Raw genomic sequence first — 21,463 nt, 5'->3', positions numbered from 1 at the left:
GCATGCGAATTAATGTCGGACCCGATGCGAATACTTACCTAAGGGCCAGTGCCTGCTTGCATGCTGCGGGCCAATAATCCTGGCGGTCTCTGGCCTTCGAGTCGACAGCTCCATCATGCTGTCGCAAAGGGGATCGTGAAGCGCGCTTATCGATCAGCAGGACTGAGATGCAAGTCCAACGATTATGTGCAGAAGGGGATGGTGATACTGCTTGTCACCATTGAGTACCTGCCGGATGGGTCTCTGGAGAAAGCCCGCAGGCTCAAGCGCCAGGAACCTAAACTCCCCCCAAAATGGAAGCTGCGCTGCGATCGCTTCTGTCGCCCGCACAAGCGTTAGCGATGCTCGACCGTCTACCCTCAAGCGTTCTAATGGAAGCTCATGATTGATTAGTCGCTCGGTTAGGCCTGCAATGTCTTGAAGAAGTGCTGAGTTTGCACATCTTGCGGGAGCCGAATGAGCTTTGATGCTCGGATGATCTGGCAGCGTAAGAAACTGGATGTGATTCTTCAGCCAAACATCGTCCATGACCCGCAAGAGGCACCTGTGGCGATTACAGACGAAGACTCCTGCTGGTTGGTGCTCGCGATGCCAATACGGCTGCCCCGCTTCGATGTTGTCTTGCACGATGCATTCTTCACAGTATTTCCCGCGGAGCTGACCGTGGGTCGAAAGGTAGAAGCCAAGCGACCGCTTCCTTCTTGTAGAACTGGTTGCGGCTAGGCAGCTCTCGAGCTGGGGCTCAGAAAGGAAAGGAGAGAAATAGGGCAGCCAGGTATGACGCTCGATCAAGTGGGGAAGAGATATCGAGTGCCCCAAGGCGGTCTTGGTGATGAGGTTCTGGCACGCGATAGGGACGTCCGCAAAACCAAAGCAGGTACGATCGCACCCAAGGGCTTTTCTAGTTCGAAGTGGATTATCGCTTGCTGAAACCTGGTGGAAGCGAGCGCACAGGCTGTACAGGGTCTCCCCGGGAAATGGCGTAGGGAAGTAGCTCGTTGCGCCCAGCATCACAGCGTTTCTCTTACCGCTTTGCTCCAGAATCCAAGAAGTCTAGGACATGGGGTACGACGTGTTTGGTGACGTCTATCTTCATCGCGTCTACAGCAGGCTTCTTTACGGTGCGTTTGCGGCGCTGAGGCTCTGCTTGAGCAGGAGGGGCTATCTCTTCTTCAACGTAAGAGTCGAGCGCTTCTAGGACCGATTCAGCATTGAAGGGATCGAACTGACACATCGCGGCTATCTGATCAGCGGTGGGTAACAGGTCTTCAAAATGCTGGGTTTTGTACCCGCCGTCTCTAAGCGCATGGAGCGCTGGCTTAAGAGTGATGAGATAGCGGTCAAACGCATCAATGAAAAGCGACGCTGTCAGCTTTTCCACTCCCGTGCTGATCGCATGGTGCTGCGCGGCCTGTAGAAGTACAGCGAGCACCGCGGTTACACCCTGGGTTAGTTGAAAAAGGGTGTCTTCGATTTCAAGGGTAAGTGGAGCAATTTCACGACACCACTGATACTTCCAAAGACGCTTTAACAAAGAGTGCCATTCGGGGTCATCCTTCTTGAATGGGGAGAATTCAATGTGGCTTAGCCCTGTGACCCGTCTCGCAGTCTTTAGGTCACTGCTAATCAATTGAAGCGCTGAGTAGGTTCCCACGAAAAGGAAAGGAATGCCGACGTCGTTTACCAGATTAACAAAGAAATTGATAAGTTCTACTTTATTGCTGGCTTTCTTGACTGGTCGATTGGGCTGGCTCTTCCGCGTAAGGTTTTGCAGTTCGTCGATAACAATTAGACCGATACTATAGGTCTTCGAGAGCTGCGCCATCTTCTGCACGAGTTGCGTTGTGCCGATCCTGGGGTTTATCGCCGATATAGACGCGTCGCCAAGTGCTTCTCCAAGTTTTCGAAAGAAGCTTGCGCATAGTGTTTTAAGTGAACCATCGGGAGGGCAATCAAGTTTAAGCCAAACTACTTGAGTCTGGGTAAGCATAGAGCCTTGATAGCTGGTGTGCGAAATTGTTTGCGGGTATAGCGACAGAACGCGTTCGATCGCTGTGCTTTTCCCCATTCCGCTTAAGCCGATTACTGAAGCAGTAGAGGCAGATGTAGAAAATCCATCGCTTAAATGTGTCGGGTTGTGGAGATGACGGACCATCGTAGGCGAAAGCGGGTTTCGGGCAACATAACCCTTACGGAGCAGTACCGATATCATCCGTTCGAGATGAATATGAACGGCGCGCGGTTGTACGACAAACGATAGCTGGCCAATCGCGTGGTAACGGAGTGCGTCGGACATCGTGGATGAATCTTTGGGGATATCAATGTAATTTTTTAAGAGCTTGACTATCTCCTGAACATCTTCGGCAATTGGAGGTAAGGCCTCAATAAGAGGGTTCCCTTTGTATATGTCGAGCGCTTGATCAATGTAGACGGCATCAGTCATCGTCGTTGTCCAAGCTGCTGAGGATGTCGATAACCTGCATTTTTAGATTATCGTGAGAGTCAGTTGCCGTAACAGCAGTTGATTGCAAAGGCCTTATGTGGACGATGTTGTCATGTACGCCCTCGATTTTCTCACGAGCGTTATCAAGTAGCGCCTTCTCCTTCGTGCGGTGCTCCCGGATATCCGAGGTCTTGGCTCTCTTGGATGTGTGTTTCGGTAGCTTTGCTTTTTCTTGCTTAGCGTTCTTCTCCATATCTTTGTAGTCCAATAGGTCTGCTACTTTGGCCGCTAACCCTTTATGCTTTGTGCTCGCCGGAACATAGCTGTAGCGCTGCTTCGCATCAGCAATCACCTCATGTCGCAAGTCTTGGAACGGTTGTTCATCTTCTCGTGGAAGGAAACACCTTTCGATCTTTCCGTCAGCCTGTTTAAACCAGATGTGGCGTACGGAATGAGGTTCGAAATAGATCTTAATCTTCTTGTTGCCCGTTACTGCGGCGTTCTTGAAGGTGACATTGAGTTCTTCATTCTCAAAGAAGTAATGGAGGTGGTTGTAGGTAATGCCACTGCGGGTGATCCAAGCGTCATCTTGCCGAAGGAGATTCAGATAAACTAAGTCGCGAGGCATGCTGTGCCCCTGCATTCTGTCGTTCGCAATGGACCAATTCCAAATCGAGATTGGAGTCGGTTCGATATCATCGCGCATCATATCGATAGTAAGCAGGTCTGGCTTTAGAGCGTGACGGTTGTTCCTCAATACGTTTTGAATAATTATCTTCGAAAACTCTTCCAGCGTGAAAAGCGCGCTCAATCGAGGGTCGGGCTGACCTCGCTGACCGCTTCTCTTGTCTGTGGCGCCTGGTGCCGTTTTGAGAGGGCCGCCTTGGACAATCGGAAAATGGCTCTCAACGACAGCTTTGAGTTCGGGCCTTCCAGCCGGAGCATAGGTTAGGTTAACGTTGATTCCTTCAATAATTCCTTCGGCTGGGAGGCTCTTGATTTCCCCTCCGTCTGCAGTAATCTCCTGCGGCAATAGGGCGCTTGGCCATTCCTGCTCGCTAATTTCAACTCCATTCAGCTTGCAGTAATAAACTTTATCCGTGAAGGCATTAAAGAGCGCTTGCTTAGCCTCATCCCAACTAGGGCCAGCGAGACCAATGTGTAGGCCAACTATCATCCCGGAACAAGGATCTACGACGCCATAAACGACAGGGCGCCCAATAACACGGTTCCTGTTGATGCTGCTGACCAAATAGATGTCGGCTATTGTCGCGTCAATCTCATAGCGGTGTGCGGGGCCAAATAACCCATCGCGGGCGGTGCCTATAATTACTTTGAAATTTTTCTTGTAGGCAATGTCTCCCGACTTTCCTCGTAGTACGTCAGCGCGAGAGTTCTGTTTCTTGCCGTGGTATAGAAACTGTCCAAATGAAGGGTATTTCCCTATTTCTGTAAGAACTTTTCTACCGATATCCGAAGGATCGACTTCCACGTAATATTCGCTGAGGAGCTTGTCATACGCATCAGGAAGGGTCATCTTGTCCTGGTTTGCATACTTTTTATAAGTAATCTTTATCCTGCGAATATCCTCGCCAGATAAGGTATAGGTTTTCTCGCCTTCACCTTTCGGTGGTCGGCCTAATTTAATGCCATTCTTTGCAAGCCGCTCCTTTCCTCTCGCTCCGCATTGCGTTCGATTTTCCAGAAGCCCATTCTTGAGCATTCCAAATTTCCAGAATCGATATATTATGCGATAAATATCTCGAGTGGTCATGCTAAGCTCGGTCGCTCGCTCTCTCACTAGATATTTAAGGGCGCCGCGCTGGAATATTGTGCCTGTACGGCTCGCATGAATAAGCGGCTCAATAATTTTCCACTTAGCGTCGCGTTTATTGCGCTCTACCTCGGATATCTGATTCTCGCTTCTTGTCATGAAGGAGGGCGTGTGTTCCGGGTAGATTATTAAAAGGTTCTTTTCGAGCAGCGTTTTGATATCCGCAAGACCATGCTGGGTCGGCGGGCTATAGTCTGAAATCAGCGGGAATAGCGTAATGCTATCTTTAGTGCTATCGATCCAAAGCACGCGCATCGGCTCAGTGATTTCGTCGCATCCATCTATTGGGGATAAAATCGAGTTTTTAGTAATTTGCATAGCGACCTCCCACACTATCAGCTAGCAGATGAATAGACGTGATCATTATGGGGCGGTTAGGCTCTATTGCCTCGATGCGTATCTCCGCCTGGATATACTTGTGCCAAAGACACCAGTAAAAAATATGTTGTACGTCGGGCTTTGCAACAGATAATTCCAAGCTAATGGTTTCATGCAGCTGAGATAAACTCATTTTGCTTGAGTCGACGCGGCTAAGATATTGAAGGATACGGTTAATAACTACCACATTCATCAAGCGAGCGGGTAATGGAACCTTTGCTTTTCCGTAGATATACCGAATATTGCGAGTCAAGGGCTGCTCGATCTGCTTCTCCGTGACGATCCCCCAGTCGACGGATTGCGCTCTCCAGTATTCCGCTTCAATCGCTTGTTTTTCGCTAGTTCTATTTCCAGGTACTAAATCTGCTCCGTATTTCATCGAGCGCGCAACATAGAACGCGTCGCTCTTAGGGCGCTTTACTGTCAACAAAAAATCAGTGGTCATCACCTTCAAGTAGCTCGTCCTCGGTTCTCTAGGGTGAGCAACGCCGAGATGACTAGCGATCTTTTCGGTTTCTTCGAGGGGAAGGGGGTATTGCTCTCTTATATCGATGACTTCTTTTGTGAAATCCATGTTTAAAAAGAAGTGGTATTCAAGATCGGACAGCAGGTGATAGAGGCGGTTGATAGTCATGCCTTGGACTATTCGCGAGCGACCGCTATTTCCCCGGACGTCTCTCACGCTTAACCACGGGTTATAGCTTTCTTCGGTTCCTTGACCTGCTCCCGACAGGATGTGCCTGCGGATCTGATCGGGCGTCGCAAGCTGTTTCCCTCGCATAGAGAATCTCCTGAGCTCGGCAGTGCCTAAGGCTCTCCGCTCGCTTGGCAGTCGCTGGGCGGCTTCGCCAGGCTCGAAAAAACCAAATTATTTTTTATTTTCCAATTTATATTTGTTTTCTCCAAGTTTTATTTTTTCCAGCCAGCTGCAATTTGGCCGAATCGTCGTTTTCCTCAAGAAGTGAATCGTGATTCACTGATCTGAATTCATGAACATGGATTCAGATCATGGTCTATCGCACCACCGCCGCCCGTATCGACCGCGCCCAGGAACTGCGCGAACGCATCCTCGTCTGCGCCCACGATCGGGTCGCCGAGGGCGGTTTCGCCAGCCTGACCATGCAGGCCCTGGCCGAGGACGTGGGCATTGCCACCGGCAGCCTCTATCGGCATTTCAGCGGCAAGGGCGAACTGGCCGCGGAAGTGTTCAGCGATGCCTGCCGCATCGAGGTGGATGCCCTGGCCGAGGTCCTGCGTGGCCCCGGTAGCGCCACTCGGCGCCTGGCCGCCGGTCTGGAACAATTCGCCGCGCGTGCCTGGCACAGTCGGCAGCTGGCCTTCGCCCTGATCGCTGAGCCGGTGGAGCCGGAAGTGGACGAGCAGCGCCTGCTGTTCCGCGAGGCCTATGCTGAACTGTTCGTCGACCTGCTCGAGGAGGGCGTGCGCAGCGGCGAGTTCCGCGTGGCGCAGGTCAATCTGGTGGCCGCCTGCCTGGTCGGCGCCATTGCCGAGGCCCTGGTCGGCCCGCTCTCCCCGCCGGCCCGCGCGGCCCGCGACGCCGGTCTGCCGGCGCCTGACCTGGCCACCGTCAGCCAAACCCTGGTCACCTTCTGCCTGCGCGCCGTCGGCGCCTCGGAGTCCTGAAATGTCCCTGCACGAATTCGCCGAAACCCATGAGGTGTTCAACCAGGTGCCGTCGCTGGACGGCGCCAACCTGTACCGCGTCGACCTGCCGCTGCAGGAATGGACCCGGCGCTTCGGTGGCGGCTGGGCCGAGGACAAGCTGCACGTCTACGGCGCCCTGGCCGGCGGCCCGCTGATGCAGGCCGGCTTCCTGGCCAACGAGAACAAGCCGGTGTTCAAGAGCCATGACCGCTACGGCAACCGCGTCGACCTGGTGGAATTCCACCCGGCCTACCATGAGCTGATGCGCACGGCGGTCGAGCACGGCATCCCGTCGCTGCCCTGGACCGACCCGCGCGAAGGTGCCCAGGTCGCCCGCGCCGCGCTCAACTACCTGCACAACCAGCCGGAGGCCGGCAACGCCTGCCCGCTGACCATGACCTACGCCGCCGTGCCGGCGCTCAAGCTGCAGCCTGAGCTGGCCGAGATCTGGCTGCCGAAGATCCTCGCCACCGAATACGACCCGCGCAATGTCGGCATCGAGCACAAGGCCGGCGTCACCATCGGCATGGCCATGACCGAGAAGCAGGGCGGCACGGACGTGCGCGCCAATACCACCAAGGCCCATCCGGTGGGCATCCCCGGACCGGGACAGGCCTACGAGCTGGTCGGCCACAAATGGTTCTGCTCGGCGCCGATGTGTGACGCCTTCCTCACCCTGGCCTACACCGACAAGGGCCTCTCCTGCTTCCTGCTGCCGCGTCATCGCCCGGACGGCACGCGCAACCAGTTCTACATCCAGCGCCTGAAGAACAAGCTGGGCAACTGGGCCAACGCCTCCAGCGAGGTGGAGTTCCGTGGCGCCCTGGCCTGGATGGTCGGCGAGGAGGGCCGCGGCGTGCCGACCATCATCGAGATGGTCTCGCTGACCCGTTTCGACTGCATGATCGGCTCCAGCAGCCTGATGCGTCAGGCCCTGACCCAGGCCGCCCACCACTGCGCGCACCGCAAGGTCGGCGGCCGGGTGCTGGCCGAACAGCCGCTGATGCAGAACGTGCTGGCCGACCTGGCCCTGGAAAGCGAGGCGGCCCTGGCCCTGACCATGCGCATGGGCAAGGCCCTGGACAACCCGCACGACGAGCAGGAAGACAAGTTCGCCCGCCTGGTCACGGCCATCGGCAAGTACTGGATCTGCAAACGCGCCCCCGCGATGATCAACGAGGCCCAGGAATGCATGGGCGGCGCCGGCTATGTCGAGGAAACCATCCTCCCAAGGCTGTACCGCGAGGCGCCGGTCAACTCGATCTGGGAAGGCTCGGGCAACGTGCAGTGCCTGGACGTGCTGCGCGCCCTGTCCAAGGAGGCCGGCGTGCTCGACGCGCTGTTCGCCGAGCTGGGCGACGGCCACGGCGATGCACGCCTGAAGGCGCATATCGGCAAGCTGCAGGCGGACTTCCGCGACACCGCCGAGATCCAGTACCGCGCCCGCCAGCTGACCGAGGACGTGGCCGTGGCCCTGCAGGCCAAGCTGCTGCTGGAGGCCGGCAACGCCACCGTCTCCGACGCCTTTATCGCCAGCCGCCTGGGTGGTCATGGTCGTGTCTACGGCACCCTGCCGCGTGGGGCTGATGTCGAGGCGCTGGTGGCACGCAGCATGCCGCACCTGGTCTGACCGTGCAGTGCCCCGCGGCCATCCGGTCGCGGGCGTCCCTTGAAAAGGAATCCTCCATGCAGGCCCATCCGCGTTACCGCGAGCTGGTCGAACAGGGCTTCGCCGCCGCCAACTTCATTCAGGACCTGGGTATCCGCCTGCTCGACTGTGGCCCGGGCTGGGTCGAGGCCGAGCTGGACATCCTGCCGCGCCACCTGCAGCAGAACGGCTTTATCCACGCCGGGGTGCAGACCACGCTGGCCGATCATTCCGCCGGTGGCGCGGCCGCCACCGTGCTGGTGGACGGCAGCACCGTGCTGACCCTGGAGTTCAAGGTCAACCTGTTGCGCCCGGCGCGCAGCGAACGCCTGCTGTGTCGCGCCGAAGTGCTCAAGGCCGGACGCCAGGCCACGGTGGTCGAGTCCGAGGTATTCGGCTACGAGAACGGCGAGCGGCGCCTGTACAGCAAGGCCAACGTGACCATGGCCGTGGTCGACCTGCCTGCCTGACTTAGCGGGCCTGCTGGCGCCGCCAGTAGATCAGGTAGATCAGTGCCAGCAGGGCGGCCAGCGCCGCGGGGCCGAGCAGGGCGCGGTAGTGCCATCCGGCATAGCCGAGGGCGCCGAGCACGCCGCCGCCGATAAAGCCGCCGATCAGGATCAGGTACAGCAGGATGCGTCGGCGGTCCGCCGGCTGCCCGCGCAGCTTGAGGCCGAGCATGATGCCGAGGTCGGTGAACAGCCCGGTGACGTGGGTGGTGCGCACCACTGCGCCGCTGTAGGTGCTGGTCATGGCGTTCTGCAGGCCGCAGGCGGCCGAGGCCAGGTAGTGGCCGAGGTCGCTGCCGCGCTCCAGCATCAGCATCGCCAGCAGCAGGGCCAGGCTCTCGGCCAGCAGGGCGACGCTGTAGCGGCGGCCGAGCTTGAGCGACTGGTTGCCGATCACGCAGCCGCTGATGGCGGCGCCGAGCACGAAACTGAGCAGAATCAGCAGCAGGTGCAGTGCTTCGCCCGGCGCGCCCTGGGCCAGTTCCACGCCGAGCAGGCTGGAGCTGCCGGATAGATGCGACACACCCTGATGGTTGAAGCCGAGCAGGGCGATGGCATTGACGCTGCCGGCAATCAGGGCCAGGCAGAAGCCGCCGATTTCCACCCAGCGTGGTAGCTGATTGATCATGCTGTGACGTCCCCCCGGCCGTCATCCCAGTTATGCCCTAAATCACCGCAGGCTGGCCATTGGTCCTTGGCATAGAGGGTGGAGCGCAGGCCGTAGCGCCACGACCAGATGCCGGGCATGACGCGGTGTTCGCCCGGAGGCGCGTGAGCGGTCGGGCGTCATCTCGCGTGGCGGCGGGTTCCATGCTGGCGGCGCAGTCGTTTGGGCGCGCGCCTAGCGGCGCTGCCAGATCATCTTGCCGGTGTTGCTCTCGGTGACCAGGTACGGCGTGCTGAAGTGGTAGCGCGCCGCCGGCTGGTAGTCGGTGGTGCCTTTCAGCTGCACCAGCAGCAGGCCCTTGTCGCTGCGCCAGCGCCCGCTGTACTGCAGCTCGCCGGGGCGGTCGTAGCTCCACTCGCTGCCGCCGGCCACGCTGCGGCGCCACTGGTCGATGCTGCCGTCGGCGCGGATGCGCAGGGTGGTGACGGTGGTCATCGAGGCGAATTCCAGGCCCTCGCTGTTGGTCATCTGCTCGTAGATCCAGGTGCCGACCAGGGCGGCATCCTGGTTCGGGTCGGGCGGCGCGGGTGCCGGTCCCACGCGCTGGAACATGGCCTCGCGCACCAGCGTCTCGCCGCTGCGCGGGTCGCGGGCGGCCAGGCTGGTGGCGAGCATGCCGTTGGCATAGTTGCCGTTCATGTTGGCCAGCGCCTGGCCGGAAGTCGGGTCGCTGATCTGCGCCTGCAGCGCCTGGCCGTCGAAGCTGCCGCTGAGCTTGAGGCGCAGGTGCGGTCCCTCCCGGTATTCGCCCTCGACCTGCTGGCCCTGGCTGCGCAGGACCAGTTCGGTGGGCTGGTTGTCGACGGTGGCCTGGTACAGGCCATCCAGCTCGGCGGCCAGGCTGTGGCCGGCTACGCAGATGAGCAGACAGCAGATCGACAGGGCGCGCACTGTGGCTCTCCTCGGGGTGGATGAGAAGAGCCTAGATGGTTCTCGGTGGCCTTGCCCTGCCGCCGGGCGTCGACCAAGCGAGGCTGGCGAGGCGACCGTCGCAAGGCGCAAGATAGGGCCGTGATCCCAGCCAGGAAGCTGACCCGTGACTGCCATGCCGCATACCGATTTCGTCGTCGCCGCCACCGCCGAGGAGGCCGTCGAGCGCCTCGCCGACCTGCACCGCCAGGCCACCGGCGGGCTGAGCCAGGCACTGAGGAACTACCTCAAGGAGCGCAGCGTGCCGAGCCAGGCCGAGCGCGCGCTGTTCCGCTACCCGGAGCTGCGCCTGACCTACCTGTGCCAGGGCGAGGTGCCGAGCACCGTGCGCGCCTACGCCAAGGTCCAGGTGCCGGGCACCTACCGTGCCACCGTGACCCAGCCGGAGGCATTCCGTGGCTACCTGCTGGACCAGCTGCGGCCGCTGATGGAGGACTTCTCGGTCACCGTCGAAGTGGGTTTCAGCCAGCAGAACATTCCCTATCCCTACGTGGTCGAGCAGGGTGACGAGCTGGCCGGCACCGGGGTCAGCGCCGCCGAACTGGCGCGGGTGTTCCCCAGCACCGACCTGTCCGCCGCCACCGACTCGGTGGCCGACGGCCTGTATGGCTGGGGCGACAGCAATGACCTGCCGCTGGCGCTGTTCGACGCGGCGCGCACCGACTTCTCGCTCAAGCGCATCCAGCACTACACCGGCAGCGACTGGCGCCATGTGCAGCCGTGGATCCTGCTGACCAACTACCACCGCTATGTCGACCAATTCATCCGCCATGGCCTGGAACAGCTGCGCGACAACCCGCGCTTCCAGCGCATGGTGTTGCCGGGCAACGTGATCATCGAGCGCGGCACCTCCGAGGAGGATGCCCAGGCGGTGGCCGACGCGGTGGTCTGGCATCGCTATCAGATGCCGGCCTACCACCTGATCGCCAACGACGGTCACGGCATTACCCTGGTCAACATCGGCGTCGGCCCGTCCAACGCCAAGAACATCACCGATCACCTGGCCGTGCTGCGTCCGCACTGCTGGTTGATGATCGGCCACTGCGGTGGCCTGCGGCAGTCGCAGACCATCGGTGACTACGTGCTGGCCCACGCCTATATGCGCCGCGATGGCATCCTCGACCGGGTGCTGCCGCCGCATATCCCGATCCCGGCCCTGGCCGAGGTACAGCAGGCTCTGCAGGAGGCGGCCGCGACCGTCACCGGGGAGAAGGGCGAGACCCTGAAGAAGCGCCTGCGCACCGGCACCGTGCTCACCTACGACGACCGCAACTGGGAGCTGCACTGGGCCCACGAGCGGCCGCTGATCAACCTGGCCCGCGCGGTGGCGGTGGACATGGAGAGCGGCACCATCGCCGCGCAGGGCTATCGCCTGCGGGTGCCCTACGGCACCCTGCTGTGCGTGTCGGACAAGCCGCTGCACAGCGAGATCAAGCTGCCTGGCTCGGCCACCGGTTTCTACCAGCGCGCGGTCAGCCAGCACCTGTCGATCGGCATCGCCGCCCTCGACCTGCTGCGCTGCCAGCTCGACTCGCTGCACTCGCGCAAGCTGCGCAGCTTCGACGAGCCGCCGTTCCGCTGATCGAGTAGTGAGTGGATGGGGGCCAACTGCTACGAGGCCCCGGCGAGCTCTGCGCGCCATGGTGCACTGCCTGCGGCGAGTACACCCTAGTGCCAATCAGGCGCTTTCGCGCAGGCGCAGATGCAGCAGCGGGAAGGGGCGGTCGGCGCCATCCAGGGGCGAACGGCCGATCTGCTCGAAGCCCTGGCTGAGGTAGAAGGCCACGGCGCCGGGGTTCTGCTCGTTGACGTCGACCAGGCGTACGCCGTCGTGGTCGATGGCGTGGTGCAGCAGCGCCTTGCCGAAGCCGCGGCCATGGGCGATAGGGTCGACGAAGAGCATTTCCAGGCGGTCCTCGGCGGTGCCGGAAAAGCCCTGCACGCGGCCCTGTTCGTCGCGCAGGCAGGTCAGGCGCACCAGGTCGAAATACTGCTCGCCGAGCATGCGCCGGTAGAACTGGATGTCCTCCTCGGCGAGGAAGTGGTGGGTGGCGCGTACCGCCGCCTCCCACACCTCCAGCAGGCGCGGGCGGTCGGTGCCGTCCACCGCGCCCAGATGCCAGGCGGCGTTGCGCCGCCAATGGAACAGGTCGGTCATTTGCTGGCGTCCAGCACCACTCGGTAGCGCGCCTTGCCGGCGCGCAGGTGGTCGAGCGCGGCGTTCACCTGGCTCATGGGGAAGTGCTCCACCTGCGGCAGGATCTGATGACGAGCGCAGAACTCGAGCATGGTCGCCATGGTCTTCGGCGAACCCACCGGCGAGCCGGACAGGCTCTTCTGCTGTGGTATCAGGCTGAACACATGCACCGGGATGGCGCTCGGCACGATGCCGACGAAGTGCAGGCGGCCCTTGCCGCGCAGGGTGGCGAGCAGGGCGTTCCAGTCCAGGTCGGCGCTGGCGGTGACCAGCAGGAAGTCGAGGGTGCCGGCGATGGCCTTCATCGCGGCGCTGTCGGTGGACGCCACCACCTTGTGCGCGCCCAGGCGCTTGGCCTCGTCCTGCTTGCTCAGCGACGAGGTGAAGGCGGTGACGTCGCAGCCCCAGGCGTTGAGGAAGCCCAGGGCCAGATGGCCGAGGCCGCCGATGCCGACCACGCCGACCCGGTCGGTGGGCTTCACGTCGAAGTCCAGCAGCGGCGAGAATACCGTGGAACCGGCGCAGAACAGCGGGCCGACCAGCGCCGGGTCGAGGCCTTCCGGCAACGGCACAGCCCAGGCCCAGTGCGAGCGCAGGCGATCGGCAAAGCCGCCGTGACTGCCGACGATGGTCGGCTTCACCGTGCGGCACAGCTGGTGCGAGCCTTCCATGCACGAGCCGCAGTGCATGCAGCTGCCCTTGTACCAGCCGATGCCCACCCGCTGGCCGAGCTTGAGGCCGCGTACCTGATCACCGACACGCACCACGGTACCGACCACTTCATGGCCGGGGATAAACGGGTAGCGGGCGTTGCCCCATTCGTTGTCGATCATCGACTGGTCGGAGTGGCAGATGCCGCAGTACTCCACCGCCACCTCGACTTCCTCGGCGCCCAGCGGGCCCGGGTCGTAGCTGTGACGTTCGAGCGGCGCGCCCGGCGCGGTGGCGGCCCAGCCGGTGAAGGTGGCGAGTTCGTTGCTCATGGCGGAATCCTCTGCAGTCGATTCGATGGGAGCAGCTTAGCCCGACGAGCGGACGATTGGGCCATCATCAGCGATCCTGATGATGCTCGGTTACACTGCGCGCTCTGCAACCGCCCCGGAACCCGCATGCCCCGCCCGCCCCGTTCTCCCGCCCCACGCCGTCCCGGCCCCGCTCCCGCGCGGCGGGTGGCCAAGGCGCCGCCGGCCGAGCCGCGGCTGATCGTGCTGAACAAGCCGTTCGACGTGCTCACCCAGTTCAACGACGAGCAGGGCCGCGCCACCCTCAAGGACTTCGTCGCGGTACCCGGCGTCTACCCGGCCGGACGCCTGGATCGCGACAGCGAAGGCCTGCTGCTGCTGACCAACGACGGCCGCCTGCAGGCGCGCATCGCCGACCCCAGGCACAAGCTGGCCAAGACCTACTGGGTGCAGGTGGAGGGCGAGCCGAGCGAGGAGCAGCTGCGCCAGCTGCGCGAGGGCGTGCAGCTCAACGACGGTCCGACCCTGCCGGCCGAGGCGCGCCGGCTGGATGAGCCGCAGCTGTGGGAGCGCAATCCGCCGGTGCGTTTTCGCAAGAGCGTGCCGACCGCCTGGCTGGAGCTGGTGATCCGCGAGGGGCGCAACCGCCAGGTGCGGCGCATGACTGCTGCGGTCGGCTTGCCGACCCTGCGCCTGGTGCGGGTGCGCATCGGCCCGTGGAGCCTGGAGGGGCTGCAGCCGGGCGAGTGGAAGGATCTGCCGCCGCAGTTGTAGAGCGCTTAGCCGTGGATGCCGCGGCTCATCTCGATGAGGTAGGTGATCAGCGGCTTGGCCAGGAAGGCGAACAGGCACAGGCCCAGGCCGAGGAACAGGATGGCGGTGCCGAGGCGACCGGCCTTGGACTTCTTCGCCAGGTCCCAGATGATGAAGAACATGAACACCATCAGTCCGCCCACCAGGACGTACATCATCAGGGCTTCGAACTGTTCGGTTTCCATGCTGGCCTCGCGGGTATGACTGGGACTTCGACGGGGCGGCGATTATACGCGCGCCGTCGCTGTCCGCAGTAGACGCCAGCCGGCCCTGCGGCGTTCAGCCGCGCAGGTGTTCCAGCGGCAGCTCGGTGCTGGACAGCACCTGGTTGAGCACGAAGCTGGAGCGCACGCTGGTCACGCCCTCGATGCGAGTCAGCTGGCCGAGCAGGAATTTCTGGTAGTGGTCCATGTCCGGCACCACCACCTTGAGCTGATAGTCGGCATCCATCCCGGTCACCAGGCTGCACTCCAGCACCTCGGGGCACTGGCGGATCACCGACTGGAAGTGCTCGAAGCGCTCCGGGGTGTGGCGGTCCATGCCGATCAGCACGAAGGCGGTCAGCGACAGGCCGAGCTTCTTGCGGTCCAGCAGCGCCACCTGGCGGGCGATGTAGCCGTCGTCTTCCAGCTGCTTGACCCGCCGCGAGCAGGGCGAGGGTGACAGGCCGATGCGCTCGGCCAGCTCCTGGTTGGAGATGCGCGCGTCGCGCTGCAGTTCGGCGAGGATGCGCAGATCGTAGCGGTCCAGTTTGTTCATTGTGCGGCTTCTTTGTATTCGGATTGCGCTGAATCATCTCTCGGTGAGCGATTATTGCGCAAGTGATATGCTGGTGAGCAATCTTCGCAATCACTTGGCGCGTTGTGCTGGTTAAGCTTTCCCTCAGTTTCATGGCCCGGACGTTATGTCCAACCGCGGCGCCCAATCAGGTGTCGCGGCGCCGGCGGTCCTACCGGATCGTGCAGGCCCCCGGGTCCGCACCGCTCAACCAGGCGGGCGAGGAAAGCGGCGACACGATTGCCAGTGCCGGACAAGCAGTTCTAGGGGGGAGGCCGCGAGGCCTCCCCCTTTTCTTTGTGCTGCGGCAAGATCGACCCATGCACCTTAGCGATGATCTGCGCCGCCGCGCCGGCCTGCTGTTATGGGCCTTCGCCCTGCTGTGCGCCTGCTGGCTGGCGCTGCGGGCCGGCGAGCGGCCACCTGCGAAAACTACTCGCGAGGAGCGGGTGGAGGCGGCCTTCGTCGCCCTGGGCCAATCCACCCGCCGCGCGCCGCTGGTGCTGCTGGGCGACTCGATCAGTGCCGGCCACGCCTGGAGCGCCGGCCGCGGCTGCATGGCACCGCTGAACCTAGCGGTGTCCGGGGCGCAGAGTGGCGACCTGCTGCGCCACCTGCACCTGGTGGAGGCCGCCGGTGCCGAGCGGGCGCTGCTGATGATCGGCATCAACGACCTGCGCCATGGCGTGAGCGACGAGCGCCTGCTGGCCAACTACCAGGAAATTCTGTTGCGCCTGCAGGCGCAGGGCGTGACTCCGCTGCTGCAATCCACACTGCGGGTGACGCCGCTGCATGAGCATCACCAGGCGCTCAACCGGCAGGTCGCCCGCCTGAACGAGCAGCTGCGCGCCTGGGCGCGAGAGCAGGGTTGGCAGTATCTGGATGTGCAGGCCGTTCTCGATGGGCGCAGCTATCGGGGCGACGGCCTGCACCTCAACGCCGGTGGCTACCGGGCGTGGGAGCAGCTGCTCGCGCCGATCCTGCGCGAGCGGCTGTGTGCGGGATCAGACCAGGCCAGCCAGTTGCAGCAGACACCAGGCCAGAACCAGCATCTGCACCAACAGGCCGGCGAAGCGCAGCCAGACGAACGGCACGCTGGTGCTGATCAAATGCATGACCGACTGGAACAGGCGCGCGCCGAGTAGCACGCAGGCCAGCGGGTCGGTGATCGCGGTCTGCCCGGCGTGCATCGCGTACAGCAGCACGGCGGCCTGCAGCGGCAGGTTCTCCAGGCTGTTGGCGTGGGCCCGCACCAGGCGCTGGCCGAACGCGCTGGGCGTGTTGCTGCCGTCCGGGGCGAAGGCGTTGACCTTCACTCTGCCGCTGAGCACGAACAGGCCGCGCTGGTTGATGATCAGGAACATCAGCAGCAGCGGCCAGGCAACCAGGCCGAGCAGGGCGATGGCGGAGGGGGAAAGGGTCATGCGGCACCTCGTCTTGTTGTTGTGCCGGCAGTCTAGAGAAATTAGAGCAATTGCTCTAGTCGATTTCTTTACCGCTTTCCGCGTGCTCTTTACCAGGCTTTACCCCGCCCGGCGCGGCGATCGGGGAGACTGGCGGCCACACGTTCAGGGACGCCATGGCGATGCGCAAGACCATAGTGATCACCGATATCTGCCTGCTTCTGCTGCTCGGCCTGACGCCGCTGATTCCCAGGCCGTCAGCGGGCGACGACTTCGCTCGGGTCGGCGTGCACCAGCACCTCGGCGCGGGGAAACTCGGCGCGGATCGCCTGCTCGACCAGCACGCAGAGGCTGTGCGCCTGCCTTAGGCTGAGCTCGCCCGGCAGCTCCAGGTGCAGCTGGACGAACCAGCGGGTGCCGGAGATGCGCGTGCGCAGGTCATGGGCGCCGAGCACGCCGGGCACGGCGCAGGCCAGCGCGTGCATGCGTTCGCTGACGTCGGGCGCCAGCTCCTCGTCCATCAGTACCGCCACCGCCTCGCGCACGATGCTGATGGCGCTCCACAGGATGTAGGCGGCGATACCCAGGCCGAACAGCGCGTCCAGCTGCTGCCGGCCATAGGCCGCCAGCACCAGGGCGAGCAGGATGCCGCTGTTGAGCAGCAGGTCGGAGCGGTAGTGCAGCGAGTCGGCGCGGATCGCCGTGGAGCCGGTGACGCGCACCACATGGCGCTGGAACAGTAGCAGGGCGCCGGTCAGGCCCAGCGACAGCAGCATCACCACGATACCCAGCGCCTGGGCGCCGAGCGGCTCCGGATGCTGCAGGCGCTGCCAGGCCTGCAGCGCCACCAGCACGGCGCTGGCGCCGACGAACAGCGCCTGGGCCAGACCGGCCAACGCCTCGGCCTTGCCGTGGCCGTAGCGATGATCCTCGTCGGCCGGGCGCAGGGCGTAGTGCACGGCGATCAGGTTGAGCAGCGAGGCGGCGCCATCCAGCAGCGAGTCGGTCAGGCCGGCCAGCAGGCTGATCGAGCCGCTCAGCCACCAGGCCACGGCCTTGGCGCACGCCAGCAGCAGCGCGGTGGCCAGGGCCGCAGCCGTGGCCTGGCGCAGCAGGCGGGCGTGCTGTGGTGCGATGGTCATGATCTGTGCGAGGGGAAGGGGCGCCGCCGCCGAGCGGCGGGCGCCCCGTGCATCAGGCGGCCGGACGCAGGCCGTAGGCGGCCAGTTGCTCGACGCTACCGTTGTGCTGAATCAGGCGCGGGTCGTCCAGCGGCAGGTCGCGGCCGATCTCGCGATGGAGGATGGCCTTGAGCTTGATCTGGTCGACCTTGCCGTCCGCGCCGATGGCCTCGCGCAGTTTCTCGGGCGCCACCGAGTACTGGTCGTTGGGCAGGTAGATGGCGCCGGTGGCGAAGTCGATGCCGAAGGCGATCAGCCCGGGGATCACGTAGAACAGGATGCCGATGGCATCCAGGCCGACCACCACCGGGTCGACCTGGCCTTCGATCTGGCCACGGCGGTCGGGGAAGAACAGCGTGCCGCAGGCGGACAGTTGGGTCAGCAGGGTCGCGGCGAGAACGCCGCCGATAACGCGGGAATGCATGCGCATGGGCACCTCCTGGAAATGGTGCGGCACTATACCAAGGCCGTCATTGCAGTTGGATGCCCGGCACTGCGCTTCGGTTCGACCAGGTGTTGTTTCCGCGTCATTCGCGGCCCCTTGCTGCGGACCGCACAGCAACGCGTTTGGCGAGTGAAGCGGGAACAGGCCCTATAATCGCCGGCTGTTTTCGGAGAGCCCATGAACCGCCTGCCCATCGACGATGTTTTGCCCGCCCTGCGCGCCGCCCTGGCCCAGCGCCACGAGGCCGTGCTGGAGGCGCCGCCCGGCGCCGGCAAGACGACCCGCGTGCCGCTGGCGCTGCTCGATGAGCCCTGGCTGGCCGGGCAGAGCATCCTCATGCTCGAACCGCGGCGCCTGGCCGCACGGGCCGCGGCCGAACGCCTGGCCAGCGAGCTGGGCGAGAAGGTCGGCGAGACGGTGGGTTACCGCATCCGCCTGGACAGCAAGGTCGGCCCCAATACCCGCATTGAGGTGGTCACTGAGGGCATTCTCGCCCGCCGCCTGCAGGACGACCCGGCGCTGGATGGCGTCGGCCTGGTGATTTTCGATGAGTTCCATGAACGGAGTCTGGATTCCGACCTGGCCCTGGCGCTGACCCTCAACGGCCGCGAGCTGCTGCGCGATGAGCCACCGCTCAAGGTGCTGCTGATGTCGGCGACCCTGGAGGGCGAGCGCCTCTCCGCACTGCTCGGTGACGCGCCGGTGGTGTCCAGCGAGGGCCGCATGCATCCGGTGGAGATGCGCTGGGGCGCGCCCTGGCAGCCGGGCGAGCGCATCGAGCCGCGGGTGGTGCAGACGGTGCTGCAGGCCCTGGCCGATGGTCCGGGCAGCCTGCTGGTATTCCTCCCCGGTCAGGCCGAGATCCGCCGGGTGCATGAGCAGCTCGAAGAAAGCCTGGGCCAGCGCCCGGAGGTGCTGCTCTGTCCGCTGCACGGCGAGCTGGAGCTGAGCGCCCAGCGCGCCGCCATCGAGCCGGCACCGGCCGGCAAGCGCAAGGTGGTGCTCGCCACCAATATCGCCGAGACCAGCCTGACCATCGACGGCGTGCGCGTGGTGGTGGACGCGGGGCTGGCGCGGGTGCCGCGCTTCGATCCGGCCAGCGGCATGACCCGCCTGGACACCCAGCGCATCTCCCGCGCCTCGGCCACCCAGCGCGCCGGCCGCGCGGGGCGCCTGGAGCCGGGCGTGTGCTATCGCCTGTGGTCGCAGACCCAGCACGAGCAGCTGGCCGCCTACGGCGCGGCGGAAATCCTCCAGGCCGACCTGGCCGGCCTGGCCCTGCAGCTGGCGCGCTGGGGCGTCGAGCCTGCCGAGCTGGCCTGGCTCGACCTGCCACCGGCCGCCGCCTTCGCCCAGGGCCGCGACCTGCTGGCGCGCCTCGGTGCGCTGGACGAGCGCGGCGCGCTGAATGCCCACGGCCAGGCCATGGCCGAACTGCCTGCCCATCCACGCATCGCCCACCTGCTGCTGCGAGGCCAGGCCCTGGGCCTCGACGCGCTGGCGGCGGACCTGGCTGCGCTGCTCGGCGAGCGCGATATCCTGCGTGGCGGCGGCGCCGACCTGCACAGCCGCATGGCGCTGCTGGCCGGCGAATCGCGCGCCGCCGGTGGCTCCCGTGGCGGCGTGCAGCGCGCGCGCCAGCTGGCCCGGCAGTTCCGCGGCTATCTACGCGGCAAGGCCATTGATGCGGTGGCCGATCCCGAGCATCCACGCTGGCTCGGTGCGCTGCTGGCCTTCGCCTACCCGGACCGGGTCGCCCGCCAGCGCGGCAAGGGTGGCGGCGACTACCGCCTGGCCAACGGCCGCGCCGCGCTGTTCGGCGAGCCGGACGCGCTGATGAAGCACGAGTGGCTGGTGATCGCCGACCTCGGCAGCCGCCAGGGCCAGCGCGACGAGCGCATCTACCTGGCCGCCGACCTCGACCCGGCGCTGTTCGACTCGGTGCTGGCCGAACAGGTGAGCGTGCGCGAGGAGCTGGAGTGGGACGAGCGCGAGGGCGTGCTGCGCGCCGAGCGCCAGCGTCGGGTCGGCGAGCTGGTGCTCAGCCGCGAGGCGCTGACCGGCCTGGACGAGGCCGCCCGTGGCCGCGCGCTGCTCGGTCTGGTACGGCGCAAGGGTCTGGAGCTGCTGTCGTGGACGCCCGAGCTGCGCCAGTGGCAGGCGCGCGTGACGCTGCTGCGCGGTCTGGACCTACAGCAAAAGGGCGACAGCGAATGGCCGGACCTGAGTGACGCCGCGCTGCTGGCGACGCTGGAAGACTGGCTGCTGCCGTACCTGGGCAAGGTCAGCCGCCTCAGCCACTTCGCCAATCTCGACCTGCCGGCCATGCTTGCCGGCCTGTTGCCCTGGCCGCTGCCACAGCGCCTCGACGAACTGGCGCCGAGGCACCTGCAAGTGCCGTCCGGCTCGCGCATCGCCATCGATTACTCCGCGTCGCCGCCGGTGCTGGCGGTGCGTCTGCAGGAGCTGTTCGGCCTGGCCGCCACCCCGCGCATCGCCGGTGGCCGCCAGGGCGTGCTGCTGCACCTGCTGTCACCGGCACGGCGCCCGGTGCAGGTGACCCAGGACCTGGCCAGCTTCTGGGCCAATACCTATGCCGAGGTGAAGAAGGATCTGAAGGGCCGCTACCCCAAGCACTACTGGCCGGATGACCCGCTGGTGGCGGAGCCCACGGCACGGGCCAAGCCGCGCGGCACCTAGTCGACCTGCATCTTCTCGCCGGCGGCCTGCAGCTCTTCGAAGGCGCGATCCAGCTGGTCCAGCAACTGCTGGCCGCCGGCGGCATGGCGCGAGGCGATCAGGCGCAGCTGGATGTGTTGCAGCACGGTGAAGGGCAGCGGCGACAGGCCCAGGGCTTTGCGCGTCTGCTCCACCGGTGCCTGGTAGTCGAGCAGGTAGTCGCCGCGCTTGCGCAGCAGCATCTCCAGGGCCGAGGCATGGGTGCTGGTGCGGTGGGTGCTGATGCCCATGGCCGGGTCGGCGAGCAGGTCGTTGACCTGTTTCCAGTAGCTGTAGCCGGTGATGACGATGATGCCCTTGCCGCGCAGGCCTTCGGGAATCTGCGGCGGCGGTGTGTCCTGGCGGTGATACAGCGCCAGGCTGAGGTCGCCCATGCTGTGCCTGGCCTCGTAGGTATGGCCGACCAGCTCGGTCTTGCCGCCGGCGCCGGCCCACAGTTGCACGCTGCCATCCTGCAGTCCGGCATACAGACGCGCGCCGGGCAGCGAGCGGTATTCGCCGCGGTAGCCGGCATGGCGCAACAGGCGTTCGGTCAAGGCGAGGATCGAGCCGCGCGGCTTGCCGTCGTCATCGGTCCAGGAATAGGGGGGGAATTCGTAAAAGCCGACGGTGACCGTCGGATCGGGCGCGTTCTGCGCCAGGGCGCCAGCACAACAGAGCCATGCCAGCAGGGCAGGGAAGAGGGTTCTGCGCATCGTCTACCGCGCGGCTCGGGGGCCGTCTTGTTGTTCGTTCTGGCCCCGAGCATGGCGGCAGCCGCAGGCTTTGTCCAGCGCCTCGAGACAACTGTCTGCATGGCTCGCGAGGCCGCGGCCTGGCTGGCTCGCGAGCTATGCTGAGCGCAGCGGCGCCATGTCGAGTTACCATGCCAG

Annotated in this window: 20 protein-coding genes and 1 pseudogene; 7 read left to right on the top strand and 14 right to left on the bottom strand. The window is 64.0% G+C overall.

The features are described from left to right. Positions 1-153 precede the first annotated feature (153 nt). From OH686_RS23230 to OH686_RS08725, 4 genes are read right to left on the bottom strand one after another with little or no spacing between them, the layout of a single operon-like run. Complete coding sequence (locus OH686_RS23230) at positions 154-1,011, bottom strand: TniQ family protein (protein WP_354005282.1); 858 nt, start codon at positions 1,009-1,011, stop codon at positions 154-156. A 13-nt stretch (positions 1,012-1,024) separates the two neighbouring features. Continuing rightward, entirely contained in the window at positions 1,025-2,443 is a 1,419-nt protein-coding gene (locus OH686_RS08735) for an ATP-binding protein (RefSeq protein ID WP_289537804.1), read from the bottom strand. Then, positions 2,436-4,595: a TnsB C-terminal domain-containing protein gene (locus OH686_RS08730; protein WP_289537802.1), complete on the bottom strand. Its 2,160-nt coding sequence runs from the start codon at positions 4,593-4,595 to the stop codon at positions 2,436-2,438. Before OH686_RS08730 ends, OH686_RS08735 begins: the two co-directional genes overlap by 8 nt. Next, the gene (locus OH686_RS08725) at positions 4,582-5,436 is read right to left on the bottom strand and encodes a TnsA endonuclease N-terminal domain-containing protein (protein ID WP_289537800.1); all 855 of its coding nucleotides are present in this window, start codon (positions 5,434-5,436) and stop codon (positions 4,582-4,584) included. The genes OH686_RS08730 and OH686_RS08725 overlap by 14 nt, the downstream gene beginning before the upstream one ends. A gap of 227 nt (positions 5,437-5,663) precedes the next feature. Here OH686_RS08725 and OH686_RS08720 point away from each other — a divergent pair, with 227 nt between their 5' ends. From OH686_RS08720 to OH686_RS08710, 3 genes are read left to right on the top strand one after another with little or no spacing between them, the layout of a single operon-like run. After that, positions 5,664-6,299: a TetR/AcrR family transcriptional regulator gene (locus OH686_RS08720; protein WP_289537798.1), complete on the top strand. Its 636-nt coding sequence runs from the start codon at positions 5,664-5,666 to the stop codon at positions 6,297-6,299. Position 6,300: 1 nt separating this feature from the next. Then, the gene (locus OH686_RS08715; protein ID WP_289537796.1) at positions 6,301-7,950 is read left to right on the top strand and encodes an acyl-CoA dehydrogenase family protein; all 1,650 of its coding nucleotides are present in this window, start codon (positions 6,301-6,303) and stop codon (positions 7,948-7,950) included. A gap of 56 nt (positions 7,951-8,006) precedes the next feature. Beyond that, on the top strand, positions 8,007-8,438 hold the full coding sequence (locus OH686_RS08710) for a PaaI family thioesterase (RefSeq protein WP_289537794.1): 432 nt from the start codon (positions 8,007-8,009) through the stop codon (positions 8,436-8,438). Between the two features lies 1 nt (position 8,439). Here OH686_RS08710 and OH686_RS08705 read toward each other — a convergent pair whose 3' ends face one another. Beyond that, on the bottom strand, positions 8,440-9,105 hold the full coding sequence (locus OH686_RS08705) for a YoaK family protein (RefSeq protein ID WP_289537792.1): 666 nt from the start codon (positions 9,103-9,105) through the stop codon (positions 8,440-8,442). 213 nt (positions 9,106-9,318) lie between these two features. Further along, the gene (locus OH686_RS08700) at positions 9,319-10,035 is read right to left on the bottom strand and encodes a hypothetical protein (RefSeq protein WP_289537790.1); all 717 of its coding nucleotides are present in this window, start codon (positions 10,033-10,035) and stop codon (positions 9,319-9,321) included. A gap of 154 nt (positions 10,036-10,189) precedes the next feature. Between OH686_RS08700 and amn the strand changes: the two genes are divergently transcribed. After that, the gene (gene amn, locus OH686_RS08695) at positions 10,190-11,656 is read left to right on the top strand and encodes an AMP nucleosidase (protein WP_289537788.1); all 1,467 of its coding nucleotides are present in this window, start codon (positions 10,190-10,192) and stop codon (positions 11,654-11,656) included. 96 nt (positions 11,657-11,752) lie between these two features. Here amn and OH686_RS08690 read toward each other — a convergent pair whose 3' ends face one another. Both OH686_RS08690 and ahr read right to left on the bottom strand, forming a co-directional pair. Further along, complete coding sequence (locus OH686_RS08690) at positions 11,753-12,232, bottom strand: GNAT family N-acetyltransferase (RefSeq protein ID WP_289537786.1); 480 nt, start codon at positions 12,230-12,232, stop codon at positions 11,753-11,755. Continuing rightward, positions 12,229-13,254, bottom strand: coding sequence for an NADPH-dependent aldehyde reductase Ahr (gene ahr, locus OH686_RS08685; protein WP_137975014.1), 1,026 nt, complete (start codon positions 13,252-13,254; stop codon positions 12,229-12,231). Before ahr ends, OH686_RS08690 begins: the two co-directional genes overlap by 4 nt. 186 nt (positions 13,255-13,440) lie before the next feature. Between ahr and OH686_RS08680 the strand changes: the two genes are divergently transcribed. Beyond that, positions 13,441-14,007 (top strand): pseudouridine synthase, encoded by a 567-nt coding sequence (locus OH686_RS08680; RefSeq protein WP_289538885.1) that lies wholly within the window; start codon positions 13,441-13,443, stop codon positions 14,005-14,007. Between the two features lie 5 nt (positions 14,008-14,012). On the opposite strand, the gene OH686_RS08675 is transcribed toward OH686_RS08680, so the two are convergent. Both OH686_RS08675 and OH686_RS08670 read right to left on the bottom strand, forming a co-directional pair. Further along, on the bottom strand, positions 14,013-14,231 hold the full coding sequence (locus tag OH686_RS08675; RefSeq protein ID WP_137975006.1) for a DUF2788 domain-containing protein: 219 nt from the start codon (positions 14,229-14,231) through the stop codon (positions 14,013-14,015). Positions 14,232-14,325: 94 nt separating this feature from the next. Further along, the gene (locus tag OH686_RS08670) at positions 14,326-14,805 is read right to left on the bottom strand and encodes an Lrp/AsnC family transcriptional regulator (protein WP_043308345.1); all 480 of its coding nucleotides are present in this window, start codon (positions 14,803-14,805) and stop codon (positions 14,326-14,328) included. A gap of 131 nt (positions 14,806-14,936) precedes the next feature. On the opposite strand from OH686_RS08670, the pseudogene OH686_RS08665 reads away from it, so the two are divergent. Then, positions 14,937-15,770: pseudogene (locus OH686_RS08665) on the top strand (GDSL-type esterase/lipase family protein); the annotation flags it as partial. A 57-nt stretch (positions 15,771-15,827) separates the two neighbouring features. Here the strand turns inward: OH686_RS08665 and OH686_RS08660 are convergent. The 3 genes from OH686_RS08660 to pmcY form a co-directional block, all read right to left on the bottom strand. Further along, a complete protein-coding gene (locus tag OH686_RS08660) occupies positions 15,828-16,247 on the bottom strand; it encodes an MAPEG family protein (protein WP_289537782.1) in 420 nt (139 codons plus the stop codon). Between the two features lie 236 nt (positions 16,248-16,483). Continuing rightward, positions 16,484-17,368 (bottom strand): cation diffusion facilitator family transporter, encoded by an 885-nt coding sequence (locus tag OH686_RS08655; RefSeq protein WP_289537780.1) that lies wholly within the window; start codon positions 17,366-17,368, stop codon positions 16,484-16,486. Between the two features lie 52 nt (positions 17,369-17,420). Continuing rightward, the gene (pmcY, locus tag OH686_RS08650) at positions 17,421-17,837 is read right to left on the bottom strand and encodes a periplasmic Zn2+ metallochaperone PmcY (protein ID WP_289537778.1); all 417 of its coding nucleotides are present in this window, start codon (positions 17,835-17,837) and stop codon (positions 17,421-17,423) included. Between the two features lie 192 nt (positions 17,838-18,029). Between pmcY and hrpB the strand changes: the two genes are divergently transcribed. Continuing rightward, positions 18,030-20,552 (top strand): ATP-dependent helicase HrpB, encoded by a 2,523-nt coding sequence (hrpB, locus tag OH686_RS08645; protein ID WP_289537776.1) that lies wholly within the window; start codon positions 18,030-18,032, stop codon positions 20,550-20,552. Here hrpB and OH686_RS08640 read toward each other — a convergent pair. Then, the gene (locus OH686_RS08640; protein WP_289537774.1) at positions 20,549-21,286 is read right to left on the bottom strand and encodes a substrate-binding periplasmic protein; all 738 of its coding nucleotides are present in this window, start codon (positions 21,284-21,286) and stop codon (positions 20,549-20,551) included. The two genes, hrpB and OH686_RS08640, sit on opposite strands and share 4 nt — an antisense overlap. Positions 21,287-21,463: the final 177 nt, after the last annotated feature.

Origin of the sequence: Pseudomonas sp. SO81 (assembly GCF_030374125.1) — a bacterium.
Taxonomy (GTDB): domain Bacteria; phylum Pseudomonadota; class Gammaproteobacteria; order Pseudomonadales; family Pseudomonadaceae; genus Aquipseudomonas.
This window is presented reverse-complemented; position numbering and strand designations above follow the sequence as displayed.